Here is a 24,585-nt window from a genome sequence, read left to right as displayed (position 1 = left end):
AACGGAGCGGAAGCGGAGTAAAGAATCTATTTTACATCTTATTTCCACACAGTTTGTTATCCTGAAAGGATCTATACAAAGTTTTTGAATTGCGTTGTTGAGATCCTTTCAGGATGACAAAGGGATGTTGAATTGATTGTCATACATTGAAGAAACGACAAAAACCCTAGCCCCGATTGCAGTGGAAATCCTTTTTTGAAAAAAAAGATTGTAACGGAAAGCGGGAAATAGCTCCTGAAAAAAATAAGTAATAAGCAATAGATAATGAATAATAAAACTGTTGAGATGAATGACAAACGTAATGTGATTTGTTTCAAAATGAAGAATATTTAAAAAATTATTATCTTTGCCACTCACAAAGCCCAAAAACGATAATGTAGGATATAATTTCTTTCAGATTTAATTGAACAATAACGAAAATGTTATTGAAGTTTAACCTTAATTAAGAAAGAAATCATGCTTTTTCTACAAAATATATCCTTTGGGTTTCCGGCGGGAAATCTGCTATTTAATTCTATCAACTTAACGATACAAACGCATACGAAATCGGCTTTGGTCGGAAGCAACGGCATGGGAAAATCTACCCTGCTGAAAATCATTGCGAATGAAATTGAACCTTTGGAAGGAAACATCCATATTCAGGGTGACATTTTCTATGTTCCGCAGATGTTTGGGAATTTTAATGATTTGACGGTTGCGGAATGTTTAAAAATCGATAAAAAACTGGAAGCTCTTCAAAAAATTACGAGTGGGGAAGTGGATGAAGTCTATTTTGAAACACTGAATGACGATTGGGATATCGAAGAACGCTGCCAAAATGCTTTGCAATACTGGAAATTAGAAAACTTAAAATTAAACCAAAAGCTGGAAAGTCTGAGTGGCGGACAAAAAACAAAGGTCTTTCTTGCGGGAATTCAAATCAACCAACCTGAAATCATTTTGCTGGATGAGCCAACGAATCACCTAGATTTGGAAGGGCGGAATCTGTTGTATGATTTTATTGAAAAAACAAGCTCAACGGTTGTGATTGTCAGTCATGACCGGACTTTGCTGAATTTAGTTGATACCATTTTTGAACTGAGCAATCAGGGAATTTCGATCTATGGCGGAAATTATGATTTTTATGCCGAACAAAAAGAAATTGAAAATGAAGCCTTGCAAAACGATATTCATTCCAAAGAAAGGGCATTGAAAAAGGCAAAAGAAAAGGAACGCGAAACCTTGGAACGAAAGCAAAAACTCGATGCACGAGGAAAAGGAAAGCAGGAGAAATCGGGTGTGGCGAGAATTATGATGAATACGCTGCGAAATAATGCAGAGAAAAATTCTTCAAAATTAAAATCCATTCATGCCGAGAAAATTAATGATATTTCGGGTGACTTGCGGGACTTGCGTTCGTCGGTGAGAAATTCGGATCAGATGAAGGTTAATTTTAATGATTCGAATCTGCATTCGGGGAAAATTTTGATTTCAGCGGAGGAAATTAATTTTAAATATAATGAAAAAAATCTTTGGAAAGAAAACCTCAATCTTGAAATCCGAAGCGGTGACAGGATTTCCATCAAAGGTTCGAACGGTTCGGGGAAAACGACGTTGATAAAGCTCTTGTTGGGAGATTTACAACCTTCTGTCGGGATGATTTCAAAGTCGGATTTTCAGATGATTTATATTGATCAGGAGTATTCTTTGATTGATAAAAATGCGACGGTGTATGATTTTGCCCAACAGTTCAATGACAATGCGATGCAGGAATCGGAAGTGAAAACCTTACTGTCAAGATTTTTATTCGGAAAGGAAACCTGGGACAAAAAATGCGGTGTTCTGAGCGGCGGAGAACGTCTGCGACTCCTTCTGTGCGGACTTTCCATCAGTAATAAAGCTCCCGATATGATTATTCTCGATGAACCGACGAATAATTTAGACCTTCAAAACGTGGAAATTTTGACGAATTCTATTAAGGATTATCATGGAACTTTGGTGGTGATTTCGCATGATGGGGTGTTTTTGGAGGAGATTGGGGTGAGTGGTGAAGTCTCTTTGGATTAAAAATATGTCTTTGCAAACTCTAAACCTAACAGGTTTTTAAAGCCTGTTAGGTTTGTTTCATGTTATTGTCAGCCTGCAGAAAACTAAGATAGTTGAAGGTTTTTGCAGAATGGTAATTCACTATTTTATTTTAATATCAGGGAGTTTGTAATTTCCTACAATTTCTACTAGCTTGGTAGAATTCTCTTTGAGATTGTTAAAAAAAGCCTCCATATTTTCTTTGTAGCCCCTTTCACTTACTGCAAATAGCATAACTCCTTTATTATTGTTTTCATTAATAAGCTTGTAACGGTAAACATTTCTTTCTGCTATCAATATTTCTTTTCCGTCTTTAGAATTTTCAGTTATTAGAAAATCCAGAATGTATTCTCCATTATTTTCAAATACCTGATAGTTTACTACAGGATTGGTCTTTTTTATTTCCTCAAGTTCGGTCACTTTTTGATTAATTGCATCTTTGATCTCAAAATTTCCCTTTACAAAATCGATCAAAACCATCGTATTGTACTTTTGAAGATTTTCATTTGAACTCAGATATTCCTGTTTAAAATAATTTTCATTTGGATGTGAGCTCCACACTAATTGATATGTTTTGGAATCAAGCATAATAGGCCCCGGAATATTTAAATATTCTGTTATTTTATTTTGAGCATTTAAAAAGAAAAATGGTAATAAAAGGAGGATAAGTGTTTTTAATTGTTTGTTCATAATTTATTTAATAATTGTCAGAGTAATCTCAAAAGAAAAAATCTTTCAGATTAATCTGTAGTATTTGTTATTTAAAAATTTGTTTAATTTTTTCAAAAATGGATAAGCGAACATTTGAAGCTTTACCATTAAAGTCTGATTTCAATTTTTCATAGTGCTGATGTACTTGCTTTTTTTCTTCCTGAAGCTGTTTCTGTCTAAAATTTTCTTTTTCATTTTTTTGAGAAATCATGGAATTTATTTTTTCGTCTAACCATTCGTGAAAATTGAGCCTGTTTTTTAGTTCACTTTTTATAGGACTCACCTCAGAGTTAGAAGCATAATTATCAATCCAGACATTTCCATATTCCTCGCCATTTACAACTATAAATGAATAACAACCACAGCCATATCCTGCTAAATGAATGGTTCCATTGATAAAATCATCATATTCATCAGTTTCAAAGTCAAAATCATCATTTAATTTAAAAGGTAATGAAGGGTTGAATTCATCGGGCAAATAATAGTAATCTGAAAAATCTATTCTATCAATTAAATTAAAGCCATATTGCTCAGTATTCACAATTCCATTGGAAATATTTAACAGGAACCATTTAAAATCATCAGGAATTTTAACGGCAAATTTGCTTTCAAAATTTTCTATCGATTTTGGACTGGCTACAGACAATAATTTATAATCATTTTTAAAGTTATCTTTAAAATTTTGTATGTTTATTTCAATTCGTTGAATTATTTCCTCGTTAATCATATTGTGTTGTGAGCTTTATTATTCATCTAACCTCGATGAAATATTACAACTTTACTTGCAGTAAAAAGTCTTCCTGATTTAATGTGTTGATTGATAAAGTTATCGAAATAATGGACAATAATATGGATGTATTTTTTGCCATTATTTAATTTTAAATCAAATGTATCAATTCTTGGTATTTCTTCAAAATGAATTACTTGAAACTTAATGAACCGACGAATAATTTAGACCTTCAAAACGTGGAAATTCTGACGAATTCTATTAAGGATTATCATGGAACTTTGGTGGTGATTTCGCATGATGGGGTGTTTTTGGTGGAGATTGGGATGGAGAGGAAGTTTTTGTTAGAATAAAATATAAACCTAACAGGTTTCAAAAACCTGTTAGGTTTATATTTTATTCATCCAATCTCGATGAAATATCCATTTGCTGATGAAGAATTCTGATGATTTCAATTTCCTCATTTTTGATATTGATTTTGTAAAAGATGAAATGTGATTTTACTCTTGAACGGAAATATCCTTTTCTAATTTCACTATAGTCTTTTCCGGATTTAGGATTTTCAGATAAATATTCAATTTCATCCATAAGTAAGTCAAAATAATGGTCTGCTTGTTCTTTTGACCAGATTTCAAAAGTATAGAGCCAAATTTTTTCTAAATCATTTGATGCTTCTTTGCTGATTTTGTATTTCATTTTACTCAGCAGAATGTTTTTGATGAAGATTTTTTAAGAATTCTTTACGGTCAAAATTTTCAGCAAAACCAGATTTTTCCCCTTTTTTTAATTCATTAATTAATTCTGATTTTTTAGATTCTTCATGTTCAAACATTCTCAAAGCTGTTCTTATAACTTCACTTGCAGAAGAATATTTGCCAGATTTAATTTGTTGATTAATAAAATTATCAAAATAATCGCCTAATAATATGGATGTGTTTTTTGCCATCGCTTTAATTTTAATCAAAGATACCAATTCTTGGTATTTATTCAAAATTGAATTAGTATTTTATATAAGTTCGTTAAATAGATCTCTTCTATTGTACAATTATTTTCCTTATCAAGTTTTATTAAAAAGTCTATATAACTTTCATCACTCGTTGCTACATAGTTGATAGATTGTTTTAGTGAAATTAGATCTATAAGATAATGTAATTGATGATTAAATTTTTGAGTTAAATTTCTTTTCACAAAAATTCTATTTTGAGAGAGAGGGAATATGTAGTCATCTTCATATACTTTAATAGCACTATTTTTATTAAAAATTATTGGAAAGTCTGAGCAAATTGAAGGCAACTCTTTTGGTCTACCAAATATATGATACTGTGTCCTACAATTAGATCCGCGAATTGAATCTAATAAAGAATTATAAAGTTTGTATGTTTTATAAAATTCAGGTTCATTTTTAAACCTTTCACTTAATTCTTCATTGTGATTACCTTGGTTATCAACGATTTTAAGACCTAATTCTTTTAATTTGTATTTTTTAATGTAATCCTGAATTATATTTTTATTAAATGGTGACCTCCAATAAATTTGACTAACGAAATTATTAATATAAGGCATATCATTTTCATTAACACCAAACTTATTTTCATAATTATTGGCATTGATTATCTGAAGAATTTTTGCAAAATTATTATCAATTTTTTCATATAATTTTTCCATAAAGTCATCTTCTCCAAAATCAGTTGTAATAGTGTTGTCCTTTAAAATATAAAAATGAGTAGAAGGAGAAAAATATTTTCCTTTTTGCTTGAACTCTTTTCTTTGAACATTAAATATTTTAAACTGTCCATTCTTTTCTGTAAATCCTTTAAGGTAAAATACTGGTAAGGAGTGATGTTTTTGAGATTGGTTCATAGGTTTTAATAGTAAAGAACCAAATATAGTTAAGATGAAAATGTAATGCAATTATTTTTCAACCACACAATTTCCACCCACCCAAAAAATAAAATCCACTACAAATTTGCTCACCCAATTTTTTAAAAGTAATTTTGCATGAATCTAAAAACAAAAGTAAAATATGTCAACTTACGTAGTTGTAGGTCTTCAGTACGGAGATGAAGGTAAAGGAAAAATCACGGATGTTTTATCGGCAAAATCGGATTACGTTGTTCGTTTCCAGGGTGGAGACAACGCGGGTCACACGGTTTATGTAGGCGATGAAAAATTTGTTTTACACCTTCTTCCATCGGGAGTTCTTCAGTGCAAAGGGAAGTGTATCATTGCAAATGGGGTAGTGGTAAATCCTAAATCTTTCATTAAAGAAGTCAATCAAATTGAAAGCAAAGGCCTTAGAACAGACCACATTTTTATCAGCAGAAGAGCACATGTGATCATGCCTTACCACATTCTTTTGGATACATACCGTGAAGAAGAGCACGGAGGAACACAGATCGGAACAACTAAAAAAGGTATCGGACCTTGCTATGAAGACAAAATTGCAAGAGTAGGTATCAGAATGATCGACCTTCTGAATCCTGAGATTTTAAGAGACAAAATCGAGAAGAACTTAAAAATTAAGAATTCTCTTTTTGAAAAATATTACGGAAAACCAACATTGGATGTTGAAGAAATTTACAACGAATTTTTAGAGATCGGAAAACAGCTTCAGGACAGAATCGTTGATACGGAACTGGAACTCAACGAAGCGATCCAGGATGGTAAAAACGTTTTATTCGAAGGAGCTCAGGCGTTGATGCTTGATATCGACTTCGGAACGTATCCATACGTAACTTCATCTTCACCGTCAACGGGAGGTGTTTGTACGGGAGCGGGTGTTCCGCCAACATCGCTTCAAAACCTTATTGGTGTTGCAAAAGCATACTGCACAAGAGTAGGAAACGGACCTTTCCCTTCTGAATTAGACAACGAATTAGGAGAAAGCATCAGACAGATCGGAGGTGAATTCGGAGCTACGACAGGAAGACCAAGAAGAACAGGTTGGTTAGACCTTGTTTCTTTGAAGCATGCTTGTATGATCAACGGTATTAATAACTTAGTAATTACAAAGTTAGATGTTCTTACAGGAATTGAAACGTTAAAAATCGTTACACATTACAAAACTGAAGACGGAAAAATCATCGATTATTTCACTTCTTCAACAGAAAAATTATACAACTATGAGCCAATCTACCAGGATTTACCGGGTTGGAACGAAGATCTTACAAAAGTAAGAAGCTACGACGAACTTCCGGATAACGCTCAGAAATACATCGAGTTTATCGAAAAGTATTTAGGAATCAACGTTTACTTGGTTTCTGTAGGGCCAGAAAGAAGCCAGAACATCATCAGAAAAGAATTATTCTAAGGAATATTTTTAAATAAATAAAAGAGACTGTCGTTTTGATGGTCTCTTTTGTTTTTTAAACACAAATCACACAAATTTTTACACAAGTGAACACAAAATCAGATCAATGAATTATAATGTTTTAATTTAATATGAAATTATTCGTGTAATTTGTGAAGGCATTTGTGCTATTTGTGTTTAAGCAAAAAAAATCCCCAGAAAAAATTATTCTAAGAATATTTCAAATAAATTAAAAAAGGTTGTCGTATTGATGGTCTCTTTTGTTTTTTAAACACAAATCATACAAATTTTTACACAAGTGAACACAAAATCAGATCAATAAATTATAATATTTTAATGTAAAATTATTTGTGTAATTTGTGAAGGCATTCGTGCTATTTGTGTTTAAGCAAAAAAAATCCCCAGAAAAAATTATTCTAAGAATATTTCAAATAAATTAAAAAAGGCTGTCGTATTGATGGTCTCTTTTGTGTTTAAACAAAAAAAATCTCCCACAAAAAATGCAGGAGATTAAAGATTGGCTTCAACGCAAAGGGAACTTTAAAGATCAATGCGCTGAAAATATAAATTGGTTAATCAGTTTTTAGAATACTTAGCATATGCTTTTGCTAATTTTTCATCATATTTATTGAGCTTGTAGCCGCTTCCGTTGTAGGCTTTTGCAAAACTTGCCCAGTTTTTGTTCTTTAAATGAACCAAAATTCTATTCACTTCCAAAAATCTTCCGAAAGCTTTCAGATGTTCACCTTCATTAAGCTCCATTTTGGATACAAAATCTGTCACATCAGAATATCCAAGTGGTTTTGCATGAAATCCCATAATCTGGAAACTTCCCCACGAAGCAGAAGACAATGCCGCATCTTTGAATTTCGGATCTGCTCCCAAAGTCATGGCTTCATTCAGTCTGTCATATTCTTTCACGCCACCCTGATAATAGATTTTCGTCCATTTTGGATACAGAACATCCTTGTGATTGGCGTTGTAATAAGAATTTGGGTCAATTCCTCTTTTCTTCAGTTCGCTCCAGAAAATATGTCCTTCAAACAAAATTTTAGGTTTATTGTTTAATAAAAATCCTTTTCCACTGCTTTCAATTTCGTTGACTGCTTTTACGGCGGCAAGTTCCAATCCGTACTGATCGGCAAAGCTGATAAGATCGCTTTCTTTCAGGAATTTATCGGCAGTATTGCTTGGAGCCGGAGCAGAGTTTTTCTGTAATAAGACAGTCCAGGTTTTCATTCCGACGATTCCGTCTACGACTAAAGAATTTTTTCGTTGAAAATCTTTTACGGCTGCATCCACTTCCAGAGAAAAAGAATCTGAAATTTTGATGTTGTATCCTTGTTTGTAAAGAAGCTCACAAAGGGTAGTGACTTCCGGTGATTTTGTGTAATATTTTAAAAGTTTCATGGCTGTTAGTTTTTTAGATATTTTAAATTTAATTAGGCTTATTTAAATCATAATTTTTTAAAGTTGTTTGGTTTGCGTGGGATCCTTCGAGAGCCTCAGGATGACAACGCTAATACTAACCGTTTATAATGTCTGGTAATTTATTTACCAGCGTCATCCTGAGCGGAGTCGAAGGATTTAATTATTACATTAAAAACTTATGTTTAAAAAAAATTAATTAATTGGTATTTTCGGCATTCTCTCACAAATCATTCCAATCAAAAAGAATGATTTGAACTTCACTTCCTCTCTTTGAAGTTTATACTCCAGATTCAGAGGATTGGTATTGGTAACGCTGAATTTTTGGTTTAATATTGCGTAATCATCCACTCGCAGTTCGATGCTGTATTCTCCGACCGGAATCATCTGGCTGATCATTCCGATTTCGTTGGTTTCTATCTCGAAGATCCTGTTGTTGTTTGTTCCTTTGATGGAAATCGCACATTTATAAATAGGATCGTTATTTATTTTGTCGAAAACTTTAAACTCTACATTGGCTGCAGTAGGCTGTACTACGACAGGAACCCTGATCGGAACAAAAATTCCGGGAACCCGTATCGGAGTGCCCACCACGGGAGTTACTGGTTTTACGGGAGCTGGTTGAGGCTGAACCGGTGTTGCAGGGTGTGGAGCTGTTGCTACAGGTCGCAAATTTCTCACACTTCCTAAAACGCTCATATTGATTTTATTAGCAAAAACAGGATTTACCTTTGGAGTTTCTGTTACGGGTTGGGCAACAGGTTTTGGAGCAACATCGGGTGTCGGTATTTTTACAGATTCTGCCGTTATTGTTTTTCTGGTTAAGGTATTCAATTGGTCAGATTTTATCGTTCTTACGTTCGTTACGGCTTTCAGGAATTTCTGGTTGTTGCTTTTATTCACAAAAAGCTGTTGTTTCATAATCAACGGACCGAAATAAATCAGCTGATTCGGGTTGTTCACCGTATCATTGGTAATGGACGGGTCTAAAATGATTTTTAAATTTTTGGCAAGCATCATGGTTTTTGTGATGGCAGGTAATTTAAACTCACTCGAAATCGTCTGTCCGTCGGATATTTTTTTAGGTTCCTTCCATTCGAATATTTCGGAGAGCATAAAGTTTTTATTAAACCAATTTCTCTTCAGATGCACAAATGAATAATCGAATTCCACTGCCTGAATCACGCTTTCATCATAATCAATGGAAAGAATCTCGGAAGGCAGGTTTTCGTTGGAGTTTTTTGCTTCGGTGTGTAAAGCTTCCAGTTCAGATTTTTCAAGTCTGATGCTGTTCCACCCCGATTCATTTTCCATAAAATCATACGGAATAAAATTAATATCATGAATCGAAGAATTGTTGATGACATCTGTTTTTTCGGCCGCTTCAAAAGTGTTTTTTGCATTTTGAGCCATGGCGAGATACAGATCGGCGTCAGAATTTTTATTAATTCTTGCAAGTTCTTTTTCAATGATATCTTTGCTCCCTTTCACTTTCCACTCCGAAAAAGCCAGAGCTTTCAGGTTGTTGAGGGTGATGAGCTTGTCATTCCAGTTGGTTTTTTCTTCGTCAGTGTCCAGCGCATCAAATAATTCCAGATGGGCTGCAATATTATTAGCGGTTGTTTCGTAAGCGGTCTGATATTTTTTATAGGCTTTCAATTCTTTGGTGTCACCGCCTTTTGCATCAAATAAAATGGTGCTTTGGCTGGTGGCTGCTTTATCCAGATTTTCTTCTAAATTTTTTAAACTGTTCTTCTCAAGAATATCCCTGTAGATATCAAATAATGCATTATTAGGATTAAGATCCCAAAAATTCGGCGAGATCGGAACAGAGTTGAGTTCATAAGCCACATTTTGTTTTTTGATGATGGAAAGCGCTTTTTTCTGATCATCATTAAGAAGGCTTTGAGGTTTTAATAATTCAAGTTCCTCGTTTTCATATACTCTCAGAGAAGGGCATATCATCGGCAGATCATTTTCCATAGAACTTTGAGACATGTAAATGTTTCTCAATTTCTGGTAAACGGCAACAAAATATTTCATGGCTATTCGTTTTTTTGGTTAATTGTTTTTGGTTGATTATTGCTGGTTGCTGGTTTTGAGTCTTTTTGTTCCAGCAATTAAGTTTTTTGCTGAGTGAAACGCCTTTGCGAACGAAAAATCAACAGCAATGTTTTCAAAAAAAAATCCTTGCGATCTTTGTGTTTGAAACTAAAATATCAACTCAAAAGTTTTTGGAAATAACCGGCGGAAAAAATATCCACCGGTTAACCCCTGATTATGATAAGAATGTTATGATTTTCCGTGTGTCCAAACTTTAATTTCCGGATTTGGATTTGGAGATTTTGGAATCACGTGGCATTTGTACCCGATGATGTAAATTCCGTCTGACTGAAGTTTTTTACCACTCCATTTTGCATTGCTCTGTGAGTTTTGGTTTTGGTAGCTGTGGCTTCCTCCGAATACGAATGGCCCGATTCCTACGGCTGCTCCAGAATTCACTTTTGTGCTTGCCGCTTTGAAAGCTGTGCTGTTTTCACTGAAATCCAGCATTACATCTTTTGCAATGATTAATTCTGTGATGATCATTGGCATTAATCCTTTTCCTTTACCATCACTGATGATGTCTCCGTTTAATGTCTGAGGAGAATTTTCATGAAGTTTCCAGTATTTAGATTCTACGAATTCTTCGCTGAACCATCCTCTTTCTACTCTTACTTTTCCTAGTTTGAATGAAATTCTGATGTTGCTGAAATCTGTATTCAATGATTGTCTTTCCGTACTTCCGCTATTAGTAGCTCCGATACTGAATATTCCAAGGCTGAATCCTGCACCTGCACTCCAGTTATGAATGGTTTTAGAATAATCTCTGTTGGCTTCACCTTCGTACATAGAGATTGTCGGCCAACCTTTAGATTCTTTCAATGCATTGGCTGAAATCGGAATGGATGGTGAATAATTGGTATAATCTACCACTCTTGTTCTCTGGCTGTTTCTGAACTCAGACTGAAGACGTTTTTTAATGACAAGCATATGTTTTTCTTCAATTTCGCTCAAATAATTCTGAATTCTTTCAACGGCTTCCTTGTATCCTAAAGATTGCCAAGCTTTCAATGCTGCATCTTCTCTTTTTTTCATGTTTTTACCGTCGATCGATAATTTTGCCATTGCATCCGGATCTCCGTTGTCTGCATCTGTTCTGATGGAGTTGTTGGCATCCACGATATCATAATATTTCATTTGATATTCGATATATTTAGAATACATCGGGGCAACGAAAGTTTGATGAAGTTCAGGTTTGTTTAGGTCATCTACCGGAGCATTTTCATCGAAATCTGGATTTTTCACCACTTTTACTTTGAAAAGCTTGTTTCTTAATTTCTCAAGATTTTTTTCAACTTTCGGATCCACAGGTGTGTCTACCACCACAGACCATTGCATTAGATCTTCGTATACTTTAGAAACTCTTTTTGAAGAATCATTAAAAATAGTGATCTGTCTTCCGTTTCCATTGTCTGTAAGGGGTGGTAAATTAGAAGGAATGGCATCTACCATGGCAGAAAACTGCTCCATTTGAAGGTATTTACGGAATTTGCTTTCTTTCATCGCATTTTGAAATTCCTCCATATTGGTTTTAGGATTTCCGTTGGCGTCAAGGATAGGTTTTCCCTGTCCGTCCAGCATTGGTTTTGGAGCCGGAGCGTTTCCGAAAAGTCCGTTTAATGCATAATCGAAAGTGTCTTCCGTTAATGTAAGTCCGATCGGGTCGAATGCGATAAAGTCATTAGGACCGATAGAATCCGGATCACCTCCGTTTGTGATAGAATCGTAAACTTGTTTTAAAAGCATACTCATTAATGAGTTTGATCTTGCTTGTTGAGTTAATGTTGTTGTTGGCATGATATAAGTTTTTTAAAATTTTTTCTTGCTTACTCTTTTCGGTTTTCAGCGTTCCCCGATTTTGTATGGTACAAATATCTATCAGTCTCACAATAAATTCCTCAGTGATTTTCCGATTTTGGGGTGTGGTTTTTACGATATTTTAATTTTTGTTGAATATTTTAAATTCATATGAAAATATTTTTGAAAATAAATAAGCCGTATCATGCTTATAAATAGGCTTTTACTATTTTTAGCATAGTTAATTTTTAAGATTGTTATAAAAATTTTTAAAATGTTGAGATTTTAACAAAATTTTGGCAAATGTTTTGATATTGAATCAATACTTATCGATAAGAACTATAAAAACTAATAATCACAATTTTTAACAGTTTAAATATTTATAGTGATGAAGCACATACATCAAAACCAAGAATTTCGCTTCAATGAAGTCCTTTTCGAACACCGTAACAAAGAATACGGCGCATACGTTTTAAGAAACGAATCAGATAAAATTTTAACCAAAGCACTTTTTATAGGGGTAAGTTTATTGGCTGCAATTTCTGTAACACCAGTAATTATTAATGCTTTTAAATCTACAGAAATACCAGAAACAGGTACTGTATTTATTTTACCGCCGCCTGTGGATGTTACTACACCTGAAAAAGATCCGCCTGCACAAGTAAAACCACAGCCTGCTCCGGATGTAAAAACTTATGATGACAGATTACCGGAGCCTAGAAAGATCGTAACTAATGAAAAAAATGTTACTCCTGAAGAGAAGTTAAATGCCGTGGCAAGTACTCAAACATCAGCTGGAAAAGAAATTACTACACCAACTTATGTACCGACAACTCCAACTATTGGAACAGGTCCTGTAATTAATACTGCACCTCCAACAGTTGTACCTAAAGAAGACCCAAATAAAATTGTTGATGCTAAAGATCTGGGAAAGGAAGCTATTTTCGATGGGGGAATTGATTCATTCAGAAATAAAGTAATGAATAATTTTGACGGCTCCGGATTTGATTCTGGGGATGTTATGAAAACTACAATCACTTTCATTGTAGAAAAAGACGGAACTATTTCTGGTATTAAAGCTAACGGTAATGATGCTGATTTTAATAATGAAGCCATCAGAACGATTAAGTCAATCAGAGGAAAATGGGCTCCTGCGAAAAATAAACAAGGTGAAATAGTAAGAAGTTACTTCAAATTTCCAATATCCATGAAGTTTGATAATTAATGTTTATAACAAATCTTGAACAGTTATCCACAAAGAATTTTTTTTGTGGATAATTTTTTTTATTGTTAAAAGGCTTATTAACAATATTTTAACTCAATTTTCGTTTTATCGATTCACTTAGAGCAAGGAAAAATGTGTATTTTTGAGGCTTAAAGTTCTAATAATGGCAAAAATCATAGGTATCGCTAATCAAAAAGGAGGAGTTGGAAAAACTACAACAGCTGTTAATTTAGCCGCAGCATTAGGGGTATTGGAGAAAAAAATATTAATCATTGATGCTGATCCTCAGGCTAATGCGACTTCAGGTTTAGGAGTTGACGACGTACAGTATTCTACATACAATTTGCTGGAGCACAGCATTGACACCAAAAGCTGTATCAAGAAAACGGCTACACCGAATCTGGATATCGTTCCTTCTCACATCGACTTAGTAGCGGCGGAGATCGAATTGGTAGACAAGGAAGACCGTGAATACATGCTGAAAAAAGCCTTGCAGACCGTAAGAGACGACTATGATTTTATCATTATCGACTGTGCACCGAGTTTAGGTTTGATCACTGTAAACGCGCTTACAGCCGCAGATTCTGTGATTATTCCGATCCAGTGCGAATATTTTGCATTGGAAGGTCTTGGAAAATTGTTGAATACCATTAAAAATGTTCAGAAAATCCACAACAAAGATCTGGATATCGAAGGATTATTGCTTACGATGTATGACAGCAGATTGAGATTGTCTAATCAGGTAGTGGAAGAGGTGAATGCTCACTTCCCGGAAATGGTTTTTGAAACTATTATCAGCAGAAACGTAAGATTGAGCGAAGCACCAAGTTTCGGAGAAAGTATTTTAAACTACGATGCTGAAAGTAAAGGAGCCATTCAATACATTCAATTAGCGGAAGAAGTTTTGTTAAATAACGAAAATTTAGTAAAAAATTAAAAGGCTTAAAGTCAAAACTTAAGCTTAAAGCATAATATGAAGGACAAAAAAAGAGCGATGGGACGTGGTTTGGGCGCTATTCTAAGTGCGGAATCCAAAGCAACGATCAATTCTGCTACTGATGAAGGAGCAGACAAGTTTGTAGGGAATATCGTGGAAATTGCGATAGAAGATATTTATCCCAATCCAACCCAGCCAAGAACTTATTTTGACGAAAAAGCATTAAACGAGCTTGCACAATCCATCAAAAACTTAGGCGTAATCCAACCGATTACTTTAAGAAAAGATGGCGAAAAGTTCGAAATCATATCCGGGGAAAGACGTTACAGAGCGAGTAAAATTGCAGGTTTGGAGTCTATTCCGGCGTATATCCGTTTGGTAAATGACCAGGAGCTTCTTGAGATGGCTCTTGTGGAAAACATCCAAAGGGAAGATCTTGATGCGATCGAGATTGCATTAACGTATCAGAGATTGATGGAAGAAATCGGTCTTACACAGGAAAATCTCAGCCAGAGAGTAGGAAAGGACAGAAGTACGATCACCAACTCTATCAGATTGTTGAGGCTGAATCCGGATATTCAGAATGCGATCAGAAGCGGCGAGATTTCTGCAGGACACGGTAGAGCCATCATTAGCCTTGAAAATGAAGAACATCAGCAGATTTTATTTGATTTAATCATTAAAGAAAAACTGAATGTCCGTCAGGCAGAACAAGCTGCTACAGCATTGAAAAATCCAAAATCACCGGCAGCAAAAAAAGCAAAAGCAGAACTTTCCAACAATTATAAGAGAGCTCAGAAAACGATTGCCGATATATTAGATGTAAAAGTGGAGATCAAAACCTCCGGAAACGGTAAAAAAGGTAAAATTGTTCTGGACTTCAAGAATGAAGATGAGCTGGAATATATTTTATCTCATATTAAATAAATGAAGAAAATATTTTTCACATTTTTCTTGTGTCTGTTTGCGATTGCCTATTCGCAAGTGAATCCTAATGATACGATCCGGGTAGAACATCACCCGAAAGACAGCGTATCGGTGGAAAAAAACAACACCAAGACCGAAGCAAAAATTGTTTCGGATCTTGAGAAAGCAAACGGGCCGACAAAGAAAACCTTAAAACTTAATCCTACAAAAGCAGGACTGTATTCTGCTGTTCTTCCGGGATTGGGTCAGTTTTACAACAAAAAATACTGGAAAATCCCTATTGTTTGGGGAGCGGTAGGAACCGGAGTCGGTATTGCGGTCTGGAATGATAAACAATACAGAAAATATAGGGAATACTATATCGCAAAGCTCAACGGAACCCCGAATGAATTTGTAGACAGCCATCCGTGGCTGGATAAAGTAGCATTGGGAAATGCACAGGACAGATCCAAAAGACAAAGGGATTACGCAATTGCCATCACGGGATTAATTTACATTTTAAACATCGTGGATGCAGTTGTAGACGCGCATTTATATGAAAGTCGTCATGATCCGGATTTGTCATTCAATCCTACAGTGATCCAGGATCAATATGGATTTACCCCTCCAAAAACGGGTTTAAGTTTAAGTTATAGATTTTAAAATAATATTATTTTTAACCATTAAGATTTTTGTTAAGGAGTTAAGAATATTAAGTTTAGCGTTGCTTTAAGCCTTAAAAATCAATTTGATTTTCTTACAACTTAACTTCTTAAATGTTCTTAATGTGTCAAATAAAAATGCGAAGTTTTTTGCGTTAAATTATAAAATTAAATAAAGAAGTACATGAGAATAGCATTAGTTGGATACGGTAAAATGGGCAAAATCATCGACGAAATTGCCACGAAGAGAGGTCATGAAGTAGTAGCCCGATTAAAAGAAACCCCAACTGTTGAAAATCTTAATAATCCGGATGTTGTTATCGAATTTTCCTTGCCGGAAGTAGCTTTTGACAACATCAAAGCCTGTCTTGAAAACAAAATTCCCGTAATCTGCGGAACAACAGGCTGGCTGGAAAAGAAACCTGAAATTGAAAAATTGGCTGTTGAAAATGAGACAGCGTTCTTATATGGTTCAAATTTTAGTTTAGGCGTTAATTTATTTTTTGCTTTAAACGAAAAGTTGGCCGATTTAATGAAAAATGTCGATGAATATTCTTGTCAATTAGAGGAAATTCACCACATCCATAAACTAGATGCCCCGAGTGGAACGGCGATTTCCATTGCAGAAGGGATCTTTAAACACAATCCGAAATTTGACGCTTGGAAATTAGAAGAAACCCAGGATAATCAATTGGGTATCTTTGCGATCCGTGAAGATGAGGTTCCGGGAACGCACAGTGTTTTTTACAGAAGCGAAGTGGATGAAATTGAAATCAAACACACTGCATTCAACAGAAACGGTTTTGCACTGGGTGCTGTCGTAGCTGCAGAATGGATCAAAGATAAAAAAGGAAATTTCGCAATGAAAGACGTTTTGGGACTTTAATTTGTAACAAAATTCCTACATTGCAAACTAATAGAGTGAATGGTGAATCGTCAATTGTGAATTTGTCATCATTCATCAATTATATTATAGATTAGGCACAAAAAATTTATGAATTATTTTTTAACTTATACAGTTTATGTTCTCATTTTATCAGTATTGATGGGAATTTCCACGTGGAAGCTGTTCAAGAAACTGGGGTATAGTCCGCTTTTTGCTTTTATCCCTTTCTACAATTATTTCATTATTTTAAAAGAAACAAAACATCCTAAATGGTGGGCAATTTTATCATATCTGCCGATCGTGGGACCGATTATGATGTCTGTTTTTCATTTGTATTTAATGAAAAAATTCGGCAAAACTCTTTTCAAAGACCAGCTTCTTACCGTTCTTCTTCCTTTTATTTACATGGCAACAGTGAATTATGGAAAAGATGTTGAGTTGGAAGATGAAAATGAATTATTCCTTACTGATGAAGAAAAAAATGCAAAAAAGAAAGATTCTTTCTTGGGATCAGTGACTTTTGCGGTAGTTTTTGCAACAATTATTCACGTTTTTGTAACACAGCCTTTCGGGATTCCTACAGGATCTATGGAAAGAACGTTGTTGGTGGGTGATTTCCTTTTCGTAAACAAATGGAGCTACGGATACAGACTTCCGATGCGTCCTCTTGCAATACCTTTCCTACAGGGGACTATTTTTGATTCCGGTGAAAAAGGGAATCCGAAAGATGACCCGAAATCTTATGTTGATGGTATAAAATTGCCTTATGAAAGAATTTTGCAATTCAACAAACCTCAGAAACATGATGTGGTTGTTTTCAATTATCCTCAGGATTCTGTGCATACAGCGATTGACAGAAAAGATCCTTATGTAAAAAGATGTGTGGCTGTCGCTGGTGACACTTTCGAAATGAGAGCCGGAAGACTTTTTGTAAACGGTAAACCTGAAACGATTTTGGGAGATCAGGAAATACAGCACGCTTATACTGTAAATACAGGGGCTCAACTTGATATTCCAGGTTTATACAATATTTACGGATTCTTGCCTGTAAGAGAAATGCAGAATGATAAAGGTGGTTTTACCTATATGTTCCAGGGGCTTACAGACAAAACAGCAAAAGAGATTAAAGCTTTACCGAATGTAATCGATATGGAAGAAAATATTTTTCCTAAAGATTCTGCTACGGTTTCATATAAATTAAATGCTGATAAAACAGCTTATACGAAGAGTATTGACACGACTCAATCTATCTTCCCGATCAACAAACCTTGGAACCAGGATTGGTATGGCCCTCTTAAAATTCCTAAAAAAGGAGATGTTGTGACCATCAATCAGGAAACTTTACCGGAATATCAGTGGATTATTTCTGAATATGAGCATAACAGTTTAGAAAATAAAAACGGGAAAATTTTCATCAACGGAAAAGAAACCAATCAATACACGATCAAACAGGACTATTATATGATGATCGGAGACAACAGAGATGCTTCTTTGGACGCGAGATTTTTTGGTTTTGTTCCTGAAGAAAATATTGTCGGAAAGCCGATGTTTACTTGGATGAGTATTGAAGGAGCATTTAAAGATTCAGGATCTTCCTATCAAGCAGATGGTTGGAGAATCCGTTGGGACAGAATGTTTAAAGCAACCAATACAGGTGAAGCTAACAAGACTTCTTACTGGTGGATCGCTGCCATGATTCTTATTTTGTTCTTCGGATGGGAGTATTTCATGAAGTTATTCGGAAAGAAAAAGACAGAAGACGATATATAGCCACTTTGTTAAAGTTTACATCTTTGACAAAGTTTAAAAATAAATTCAGTTGACAAAAGCAAAAAAATAAATTATAAATAGGAATGAAGTATTTGAAAAAATACTTCATTTTGCATTAATGAATATGAATAATGTATTATTACCGGTATTTTATTTACCGCCAATTTCATGGTTTTCAGTGTTTTTAAACCCTGAGAATGAAATTGTTTTCGAGCAGTTTGAAAGTTTCCCGAAACAGACCTACAGAAACCGAACGAACATCTATGGAGCAAACGGAAAATTATCATTAATTATCCCGATCCAGCATAATGGTAAAAGAGAACTGAAAGAAATTGAAATTTCTCACCGCGAAGACTGGAGAAATCTACATTGGAAGTCTATAAAAACAGCATATCAAAGCTCTCCGTATTTCGAGTTCTATGAGGATAAATTCAGAAAAATATTTGATTTAAAAGAAAAATATTTATTAGATTTTAATTTGAAAGGACTTGAAATTATTCAGCAGATTCTTAAAACGGAAAAGGCACACTCTTTGAATGTAGAATATATCAAAAATCCTGAAGAAATCAATTTTAGGGAGAAATTTTCTGCAAAACTTCCATCAGAATTTGAAATGGAGGAATATTATCAGACATTCTCGGATAAGCTGGGATTTTTAAATGATTTATCGATTTTGGATTTAATTTGTAACAAAGGACAGGAATCGTTGACTTATATTAAAAATATTAAACAATCATACTAACATGAAAAAGGTATTATTAGCTGCTGTCTTTTTAGCGGGATTTGGTTTCTCGTACGCTCAGGAAGCGAAAGCGGGTGTTGATCCGAAGGAAGATAAAGATCTTATGACTTGGTATCATAAAGATTTTGGTACTTCAAAAGTATATGGTGTAAATACGGAAAACGCATATAAATTTTTAGAATCTAAAGGTCTTAAGCCGAAAACTGTTGTAGTTGGAGTTTTGGATAGTGGAGTTCAGGTAGATCACCCGGGATTGGTTAAAAATGTTTGGTCAAACCCAAATGAAGTTCCAAACAACGGGAAAGATGATGATGGAAACGGATATATCGATGATATCCACGGATGGAATTTCATTGGTGGAAAAAACGGAGACATCGATATCGACAACATGGAAGTGACAAGAGTAGTTGCTAAATACAAGCCTGTTTTCGAAGGTGATGATTCTGCTAAAAACAAGGCAAATCAGACAAAAATGCCTGAAGAATTTGCCATGTATATGAAAGCCAAAGACATTTTCTCTAAGAAAAGTGTTGAAGCAAGACAAGGTTTTCAAACATATACAATGATTAATGATGCTATTCCTACAATGGTAAGACTATTGAATGGTAAAGCGCTTACTCCTGAAAATGTTGCAGCCATAAAGCCAACAGAGCAAAAAGATGCAATGGCGGTTCAGGTTTTGTCTCAGGTTGCTCAAAGCCCGGAATTTAAAGGTAAATCAGCTGCAGAATTCGAAAAAACGATGAAAGAGCAGATGAAAGAAGCTTTGGATTATTTCGGACCTCAGGAAAAGCAATACAATCTGGATTATGATCCGAGAAAAGAAATCGTAGGAGACAACTATGATGATTATTCTCAGAAAAATTATGGAAACAATCACTACGAAGGTCCTGATGCAGAGCATGGTACACACGTTGCCGGAATCATCGCAGGTCTTCCTCAAGGTAAAGAAATTCAGTATGGTGTAGCTTCTAGAGTAGCAAAAATCATGTCTGTAAGAACAGTTCCAAATGGGGACGAAAGAGATAAAGACGTTGCCAATGCGATCAGATATGCAGTAGACAACGGGGCTAAAGTATTGAATATGAGCTTTGGTAAACCTGTTTCTCCTGGTAAAAATGTAGTTTGGGATGCCTTCAAATATGCTCAGGATAAAGGAGTTCTTTTGGTAAAAGCGGCTGGTAACGAAAATGAAGATGTTGCAGAACACATTGCTTATCCTACCAACTTCAAAAATGTTACCGATGAAAAACCGTTTGTAAACAATGTTTTGGTAGTAGGAGCAAGTACAAATAAAAATGATGCATTAAGAGCAAGCTTCTCCAATTTCAATAAGAAAATGGTAAATGTTTTTGCTCCGGGTGAAGAAATTTATTCTACAGTTCCTCATAATGAGTATAAATATTTACAGGGAACTTCAATGGCTTCTCCGGTTGTAGCAGGTGCTGCGGCGGTTTTATTGGCGTATATGCCTAATTTGACTCCGGCTCAGATCATTGAATCTTTAGTAAAATCAAGCAATGCAAGTACCACCAACCAGTTTGGTGACTTCTCACAAGCAGGCGGAGTGATTGATTTGGAAAAAGCGGCGGAATACGCTTACGCCAACTTTTACAACGGAAAATCAGGTGCTGTAAAAAAGGCTGAAAAATCCGTAAAAAAGGCTGTTAAAAAATAGTATATCTTCCTGTATTTAAGGTTGAAACATATAAAGTCCGAAATTTTCGGACTTTTTTTGTTTATATTTTTCAATTTGGCATAGTTTTTTGTAACTTTAATCATAACAAAATAATAAACAACAAAATGAAAAAGTTACTACTTGCAGGGATGTTGGGAACATCACTTTTTGCAGTGTCTTGTTCCAGCGTTAATAACGCAAAAACAGCCCAAAATCAAAGATCAGAATTCCTGAAAATGAAAGGTGATTGGCAGATCGTAAGCATCGATTATGACAAACAATTCAAAGTAAAACCTTTCGATGACGGAGTAGATGCACAGTGTTTTGTGGGAAGTCATTGGAGATTAATTCCAAATAACTGGACCGGAGCTTATACTTTGAGTGGAGGCGGAACATGTGGAGCAGGATATACTCAACCTATTAAAATTGACGTGGTAAGCGGCAATACCTTTAATTTCAAAAAAATAATGGCAGGTACAAAAGCCAAACAAAATACAGCAGGATATACTTTAACACTGACTAACCAAACTACAGACCAGTTCTCGCTTGAACAAAACATTCCTTTCGACGGAGAAAATGTAAGAGTTGTTTACAACTTTGAAAGAGCAGGAATGAAATAATTTAACTTAAATACATACAAAATGAAATTTACAAAAACATATATCGGAGCCCTTTTCTTATCATCTGCATTATTACTTACAAGTTGTGAAGCAGTTCAAAATTCTAACCATCAGCAAAGAGGTACCGCAGTAGGTGTTGCATCAGGAGCAGTATTGGGAGGTATTTTGGGAAATAATGTAGGAAAAGGTAAAAATGCAGCGTTAGGAGCAGTATTAGGAGGTATCATTGGTGGGGTTGCAGGTAACGTGATCGGATCTAAAATGGATAAGCAGGCCAGAGAAATTAAAGAAACTCTACCTGGTGCCCAAGTGGAAAGAGTAGGAGATGGTATTAAAATTACATTGAACGAAAGTATCGTAAACTTTGATTTTAATTCTTCTGCATTAACAAGTACTGCAAAAACAAACTTGGATAAATTGGCTCAGGTACTAACAAACAACCCTGATACAAACATCAATATCTACGGACATACCGATAATAAAGGGACAGACGAATACAACATGGGGCTTTCTGAAAGAAGAGCCAACTCTGTAAAAGCTTATCTTGCCGGAAAGGGAATTTCTTCAAACAGACTATTTGCACTGGGTGAGGGAGAAAGCATGCCGGTAGCTACAAACGATACTGAAGAAGGTAGAGCTAAAAACAGAAGAGTAGAATTTGCCATCACTGCAAATGAAAAAATGATTAACGATGCTCAGCAAGGGCAATAATTAATTAACATATAAATATTTTCGTAAATAACCGCTTTTGGCGGTTATTTTTGTATTTTTATCGTGGATATTTTGAAATTATTATTTTTGCATTCGAAACGACATAAATGAAAAAATATTTTAAGCTGCTCCGTGTAGAGCAATGGGTGAAAAACCTCTTTGTATTTGTTCCTCTATTTTTTTCAGGTAATATCAAAAACCTGGATTTGCTTACCAAAAGTATTTTTGCTTTTATTATCTTCTCATTGGCTGCGAGTATAGTTTATATTCTAAACGATTACAACGACATCGAGGCAGATAGACAGCATCCCGAAAAAAGAAGACGGCCTTTAGCGAGTGGCGCTATTTCAAAATCTCAGGCGATTGGGATTTTTATCGGTCTTATTGCAACAGATATCGCGCTGGTTTTATTTGCGGAAGCGTATTTTCACCAGAGCCTGTGGAAGTTTGCGACCATTATAGGATTCTATTTTGTGATGAATCTGGCGTATACATTTAAACTAAAACACGTTCCTATCATTGATATTTCCATCATTGCAGTAGGATTTGTTTTAAGAGTTTTGGCAGGTGGTTACATTACGGGAATCAGTATTTCTCAATGGGCAATCTTATTGACCTTCGTTTTAGCACTAGTTTTAGCGATCGGAAAAAGAAGAGGAGAATTGATCAATGCTCAGGTTTCAGGGAAAACAAGACGTGCTTTAGACGGCTACAACGTACAGTTTGCAGACATTGCACTTTCCATTTCCGTAACATTGGCGATTATTTGTTACTTAATGTTTACCTTGTCACCGGAAGTGCAGGCAAGATTCCACGAAAGGGTGTTTTATACCGTGATTTTTGTTGTATTTGCTTTTTTAAGGTATCTGCAGCAGACGTTGGTGTACAACAGAACAGAATCTCCTACCAAGATCGTTTACAGAGACAGATACATACAGGTTACCTTATTGTTATGGGTTGCTGCATTTTTAATTCAAATTTACTTTAAAAAATGAAGCCGGATTTTATACAAAAAGTTACAAACTGGGGTAATTTTCCCATAGTGGAAAAAGAAATGAAGTCTGATGACAGCTTCAAAAAAATAAAAGAATTTATTCTTAGTAATAATGAAGTGATCGCAAGGGGCAATGGAAGATGCTATGGTGATGCTTCTTTGGGCGAGCATATATTTTCAACTAAAAAATTAAATAAATTCATCAGTTTTGATCGTCTGAACGGGATTATTGAATGCGAATCGGGAGTTTTACTTTCAGATGTGCTGGAAATTGCTGTTCCGCAGGGATATTTTTTATATGTAACACCAGGAACGAAATTTGTTTCCGTCGGAGGTGCGATTGCATCTGATGTTCATGGTAAAAATCACCACGCAGAAGGCTGTTTCTCAGAATATGTGATTGAATTTAAATTAATGATCGAAAACGGGGAGATCATCACCTGTTCAAGAGAAGAAAACGCAGACAAATTCTGGGCTACCATTGGCGGAATGGGGTTGACAGGAATTATTTTGACAGCTAAATTTAAGCTTAAAAATATAGAATCGGCATACATTCGTCAGGAAAGCATCAAAGCGGAAAATCTTGATGAAATTTTCAGACTTTTTGAGGAAAGTGAAAGCTGGACCTACACCGTGGCTTGGATCGACTGTCTTCAAAAAGGAAAAAACATAGGAAGAAGTATTCTCATGAGAGGTGAACACGCTTTTCAGCATGAGCTTCCTTCCAATTTAAAAGATAAACCTTTAAGGTTAAAGAAAAAATTTGAACCTACAGTTCCTTTCTACTTTCCCGGATTTGTTTTAAATGCTTTAACGGTGAAAATTTTTAATCTGCTGTACTTTAATAAACAAAGGTCAAAAGAAATTAAAAACTTCATCGATTACGAAACATTTTTCTATCCGTTGGATGCAATTCATGAATGGAACAGGATCTACGGAAAATCAGGATTTATCCAGTATCAGATGGTAATCCCGAAGGAAACGGGTAAAGAAGGAATGAAAAGAATTCTTGAAACCATCGCAAATAGCGGAAATGGTTCATTCCTGGCTGTATTGAAGCTTTTCGGGAAAAATAATCCTGAAGCGTACAATTCTTTTCCGGTGGAAGGGTATACTTTAGCGCTTGATTTTAAAGTAAATTCAAAACTGAAAAAGCTTGTAGATCAGCTGGATCAGATCGTTCAGGAGTTTGGCGGAAGAATTTATCTTACGAAAGACAGCATGAGCAGATCGTCTCTTACCAATTATCTTAAAAATACGCAGAGTTCAAAATTTGTGTCTTTGCAGCACAAAAGAATCATAAATAATAATTAA

At 35.0% G+C, this 24,585-nt stretch carries 23 protein-coding genes; 15 read left to right on the top strand and 8 right to left on the bottom strand.

Features of this window, described 5'->3' with window-relative positions; all coding sequences use genetic code 11:
- Positions 1-456 precede the first annotated feature (456 nt).
- Positions 457-2,046: a ribosomal protection-like ABC-F family protein gene (gene abc-f, locus BMX24_RS17375; RefSeq protein ID WP_089795031.1), complete on the top strand. Its 1,590-nt coding sequence runs from the start codon at positions 457-459 to the stop codon at positions 2,044-2,046.
- 120 nt (positions 2,047-2,166) lie between these two features.
- On the opposite strand, the gene BMX24_RS17370 is transcribed toward abc-f, so the two are convergent.
- Both BMX24_RS17370 and BMX24_RS17365 read right to left on the bottom strand, forming a co-directional pair.
- Entirely contained in the window at positions 2,167-2,754 is a 588-nt protein-coding gene (locus BMX24_RS17370; protein ID WP_089795029.1) for a hypothetical protein, read from the bottom strand.
- Between the two features lie 67 nt (positions 2,755-2,821).
- A complete protein-coding gene (locus BMX24_RS17365; RefSeq protein WP_089795027.1) occupies positions 2,822-3,502 on the bottom strand; it encodes an SMI1/KNR4 family protein in 681 nt (226 codons plus the stop codon).
- A 188-nt stretch (positions 3,503-3,690) separates the two neighbouring features.
- Between BMX24_RS17365 and BMX24_RS21245 the strand changes: the two genes are divergently transcribed.
- On the top strand, positions 3,691-3,855 hold the full coding sequence (locus BMX24_RS21245) for a hypothetical protein (RefSeq protein ID WP_170835743.1): 165 nt from the start codon (positions 3,691-3,693) through the stop codon (positions 3,853-3,855).
- Between the two features lie 43 nt (positions 3,856-3,898).
- On the opposite strand, the gene BMX24_RS17360 is transcribed toward BMX24_RS21245, so the two are convergent.
- The 3 genes from BMX24_RS17360 to BMX24_RS17350 are packed head-to-tail and all read right to left on the bottom strand — an operon-like array spanning position 3,899 to position 5,362.
- Positions 3,899-4,198 (bottom strand): type II toxin-antitoxin system RelE/ParE family toxin, encoded by a 300-nt coding sequence (locus BMX24_RS17360; RefSeq protein ID WP_089795025.1) that lies wholly within the window; start codon positions 4,196-4,198, stop codon positions 3,899-3,901.
- A 1-nt stretch (position 4,199) separates the two neighbouring features.
- Positions 4,200-4,448 carry a type II toxin-antitoxin system ParD family antitoxin gene (locus BMX24_RS17355; protein ID WP_089795457.1) on the bottom strand — a complete coding sequence of 83 codons (249 nt, stop codon included), beginning with the start codon at positions 4,446-4,448 and terminating at the stop codon, positions 4,200-4,202.
- 41 nt (positions 4,449-4,489) lie between these two features.
- Positions 4,490-5,362, bottom strand: a complete 873-nt coding sequence (locus tag BMX24_RS17350) for a DUF4238 domain-containing protein (RefSeq protein ID WP_089795023.1) — start codon at positions 5,360-5,362, stop codon at positions 4,490-4,492.
- A gap of 163 nt (positions 5,363-5,525) precedes the next feature.
- On the opposite strand from BMX24_RS17350, the gene BMX24_RS17345 reads away from it, so the two are divergent.
- Positions 5,526-6,812, top strand: a complete 1,287-nt coding sequence (locus BMX24_RS17345; protein WP_089795021.1) for an adenylosuccinate synthase — start codon at positions 5,526-5,528, stop codon at positions 6,810-6,812.
- 576 nt (positions 6,813-7,388) lie between these two features.
- On the opposite strand, the gene BMX24_RS17340 is transcribed toward BMX24_RS17345, so the two are convergent.
- The 3 genes from BMX24_RS17340 to BMX24_RS17330 form a co-directional block, all read right to left on the bottom strand.
- Entirely contained in the window at positions 7,389-8,222 is an 834-nt protein-coding gene (locus BMX24_RS17340; protein ID WP_089795019.1) for an N-acetylmuramidase domain-containing protein, read from the bottom strand.
- 213 nt (positions 8,223-8,435) lie between these two features.
- Positions 8,436-10,283, bottom strand: a complete 1,848-nt coding sequence (locus tag BMX24_RS17335; protein WP_139176884.1) for a hypothetical protein — start codon at positions 10,281-10,283, stop codon at positions 8,436-8,438.
- 249 nt (positions 10,284-10,532) lie between these two features.
- Positions 10,533-12,140, bottom strand: coding sequence for a hypothetical protein (locus tag BMX24_RS17330; RefSeq protein ID WP_089795016.1), 1,608 nt, complete (start codon positions 12,138-12,140; stop codon positions 10,533-10,535).
- Positions 12,141-12,528: 388 nt separating this feature from the next.
- Here BMX24_RS17330 and BMX24_RS17325 point away from each other — a divergent pair, with 388 nt between their 5' ends.
- From BMX24_RS17325 to BMX24_RS17270, 12 genes are all read left to right on the top strand, one after another.
- The gene (locus BMX24_RS17325; RefSeq protein ID WP_089795014.1) at positions 12,529-13,365 is read left to right on the top strand and encodes an energy transducer TonB; all 837 of its coding nucleotides are present in this window, start codon (positions 12,529-12,531) and stop codon (positions 13,363-13,365) included.
- 163 nt (positions 13,366-13,528) lie between these two features.
- Positions 13,529-14,302: a ParA family protein gene (locus BMX24_RS17320; RefSeq protein ID WP_089795012.1), complete on the top strand. Its 774-nt coding sequence runs from the start codon at positions 13,529-13,531 to the stop codon at positions 14,300-14,302.
- 36 nt (positions 14,303-14,338) lie between these two features.
- On the top strand, positions 14,339-15,229 hold the full coding sequence (locus tag BMX24_RS17315) for a ParB/RepB/Spo0J family partition protein (RefSeq protein WP_089795010.1): 891 nt from the start codon (positions 14,339-14,341) through the stop codon (positions 15,227-15,229).
- Positions 15,230-15,871, top strand: a complete 642-nt coding sequence (locus BMX24_RS17310; protein ID WP_089795008.1) for a DUF5683 domain-containing protein — start codon at positions 15,230-15,232, stop codon at positions 15,869-15,871. It begins immediately after the preceding gene.
- 183 nt (positions 15,872-16,054) lie between these two features.
- The gene (gene dapB / locus BMX24_RS17305) at positions 16,055-16,756 is read left to right on the top strand and encodes a 4-hydroxy-tetrahydrodipicolinate reductase (protein ID WP_089795006.1); all 702 of its coding nucleotides are present in this window, start codon (positions 16,055-16,057) and stop codon (positions 16,754-16,756) included.
- Between the two features lie 108 nt (positions 16,757-16,864).
- On the top strand, positions 16,865-18,526 hold the full coding sequence (lepB, locus tag BMX24_RS17300) for a signal peptidase I (protein ID WP_089795004.1): 1,662 nt from the start codon (positions 16,865-16,867) through the stop codon (positions 18,524-18,526).
- Positions 18,527-18,644: 118 nt separating this feature from the next.
- Positions 18,645-19,268: a WbqC family protein gene (locus tag BMX24_RS17295; protein WP_170835742.1), complete on the top strand. Its 624-nt coding sequence runs from the start codon at positions 18,645-18,647 to the stop codon at positions 19,266-19,268.
- 1 nt (position 19,269) lies between these two features.
- Positions 19,270-20,946, top strand: coding sequence for a S8 family serine peptidase (locus BMX24_RS17290; RefSeq protein WP_089795002.1), 1,677 nt, complete (start codon positions 19,270-19,272; stop codon positions 20,944-20,946).
- Positions 20,947-21,071: 125 nt separating this feature from the next.
- Positions 21,072-21,566, top strand: a complete 495-nt coding sequence (locus BMX24_RS17285) for a hypothetical protein (RefSeq protein WP_089795000.1) — start codon at positions 21,072-21,074, stop codon at positions 21,564-21,566.
- Between the two features lie 21 nt (positions 21,567-21,587).
- A complete protein-coding gene (locus BMX24_RS17280; RefSeq protein WP_089794998.1) occupies positions 21,588-22,277 on the top strand; it encodes a YiaD family glycine zipper/OmpA-like lipoprotein in 690 nt (229 codons plus the stop codon).
- A gap of 107 nt (positions 22,278-22,384) precedes the next feature.
- Positions 22,385-23,272, top strand: coding sequence for a decaprenyl-phosphate phosphoribosyltransferase (locus BMX24_RS17275; RefSeq protein WP_089794996.1), 888 nt, complete (start codon positions 22,385-22,387; stop codon positions 23,270-23,272).
- Positions 23,269-24,585 carry an FAD-binding oxidoreductase gene (locus BMX24_RS17270; RefSeq protein WP_089794994.1) on the top strand — a complete coding sequence of 439 codons (1,317 nt, stop codon included), beginning with the start codon at positions 23,269-23,271 and terminating at the stop codon, positions 24,583-24,585. The genes BMX24_RS17275 and BMX24_RS17270 overlap by 4 nt, the downstream gene beginning before the upstream one ends.

The sequence above is a fragment of the Chryseobacterium wanjuense genome, assembly GCF_900111495.1.
Taxonomy (GTDB): Bacteria; Bacteroidota; Bacteroidia; order Flavobacteriales; family Weeksellaceae; genus Chryseobacterium; species Chryseobacterium wanjuense.
The sequence above is the reverse complement of the archived record's forward strand: the minus strand, read 5'-3'. Positions and strand labels throughout refer to the sequence as shown.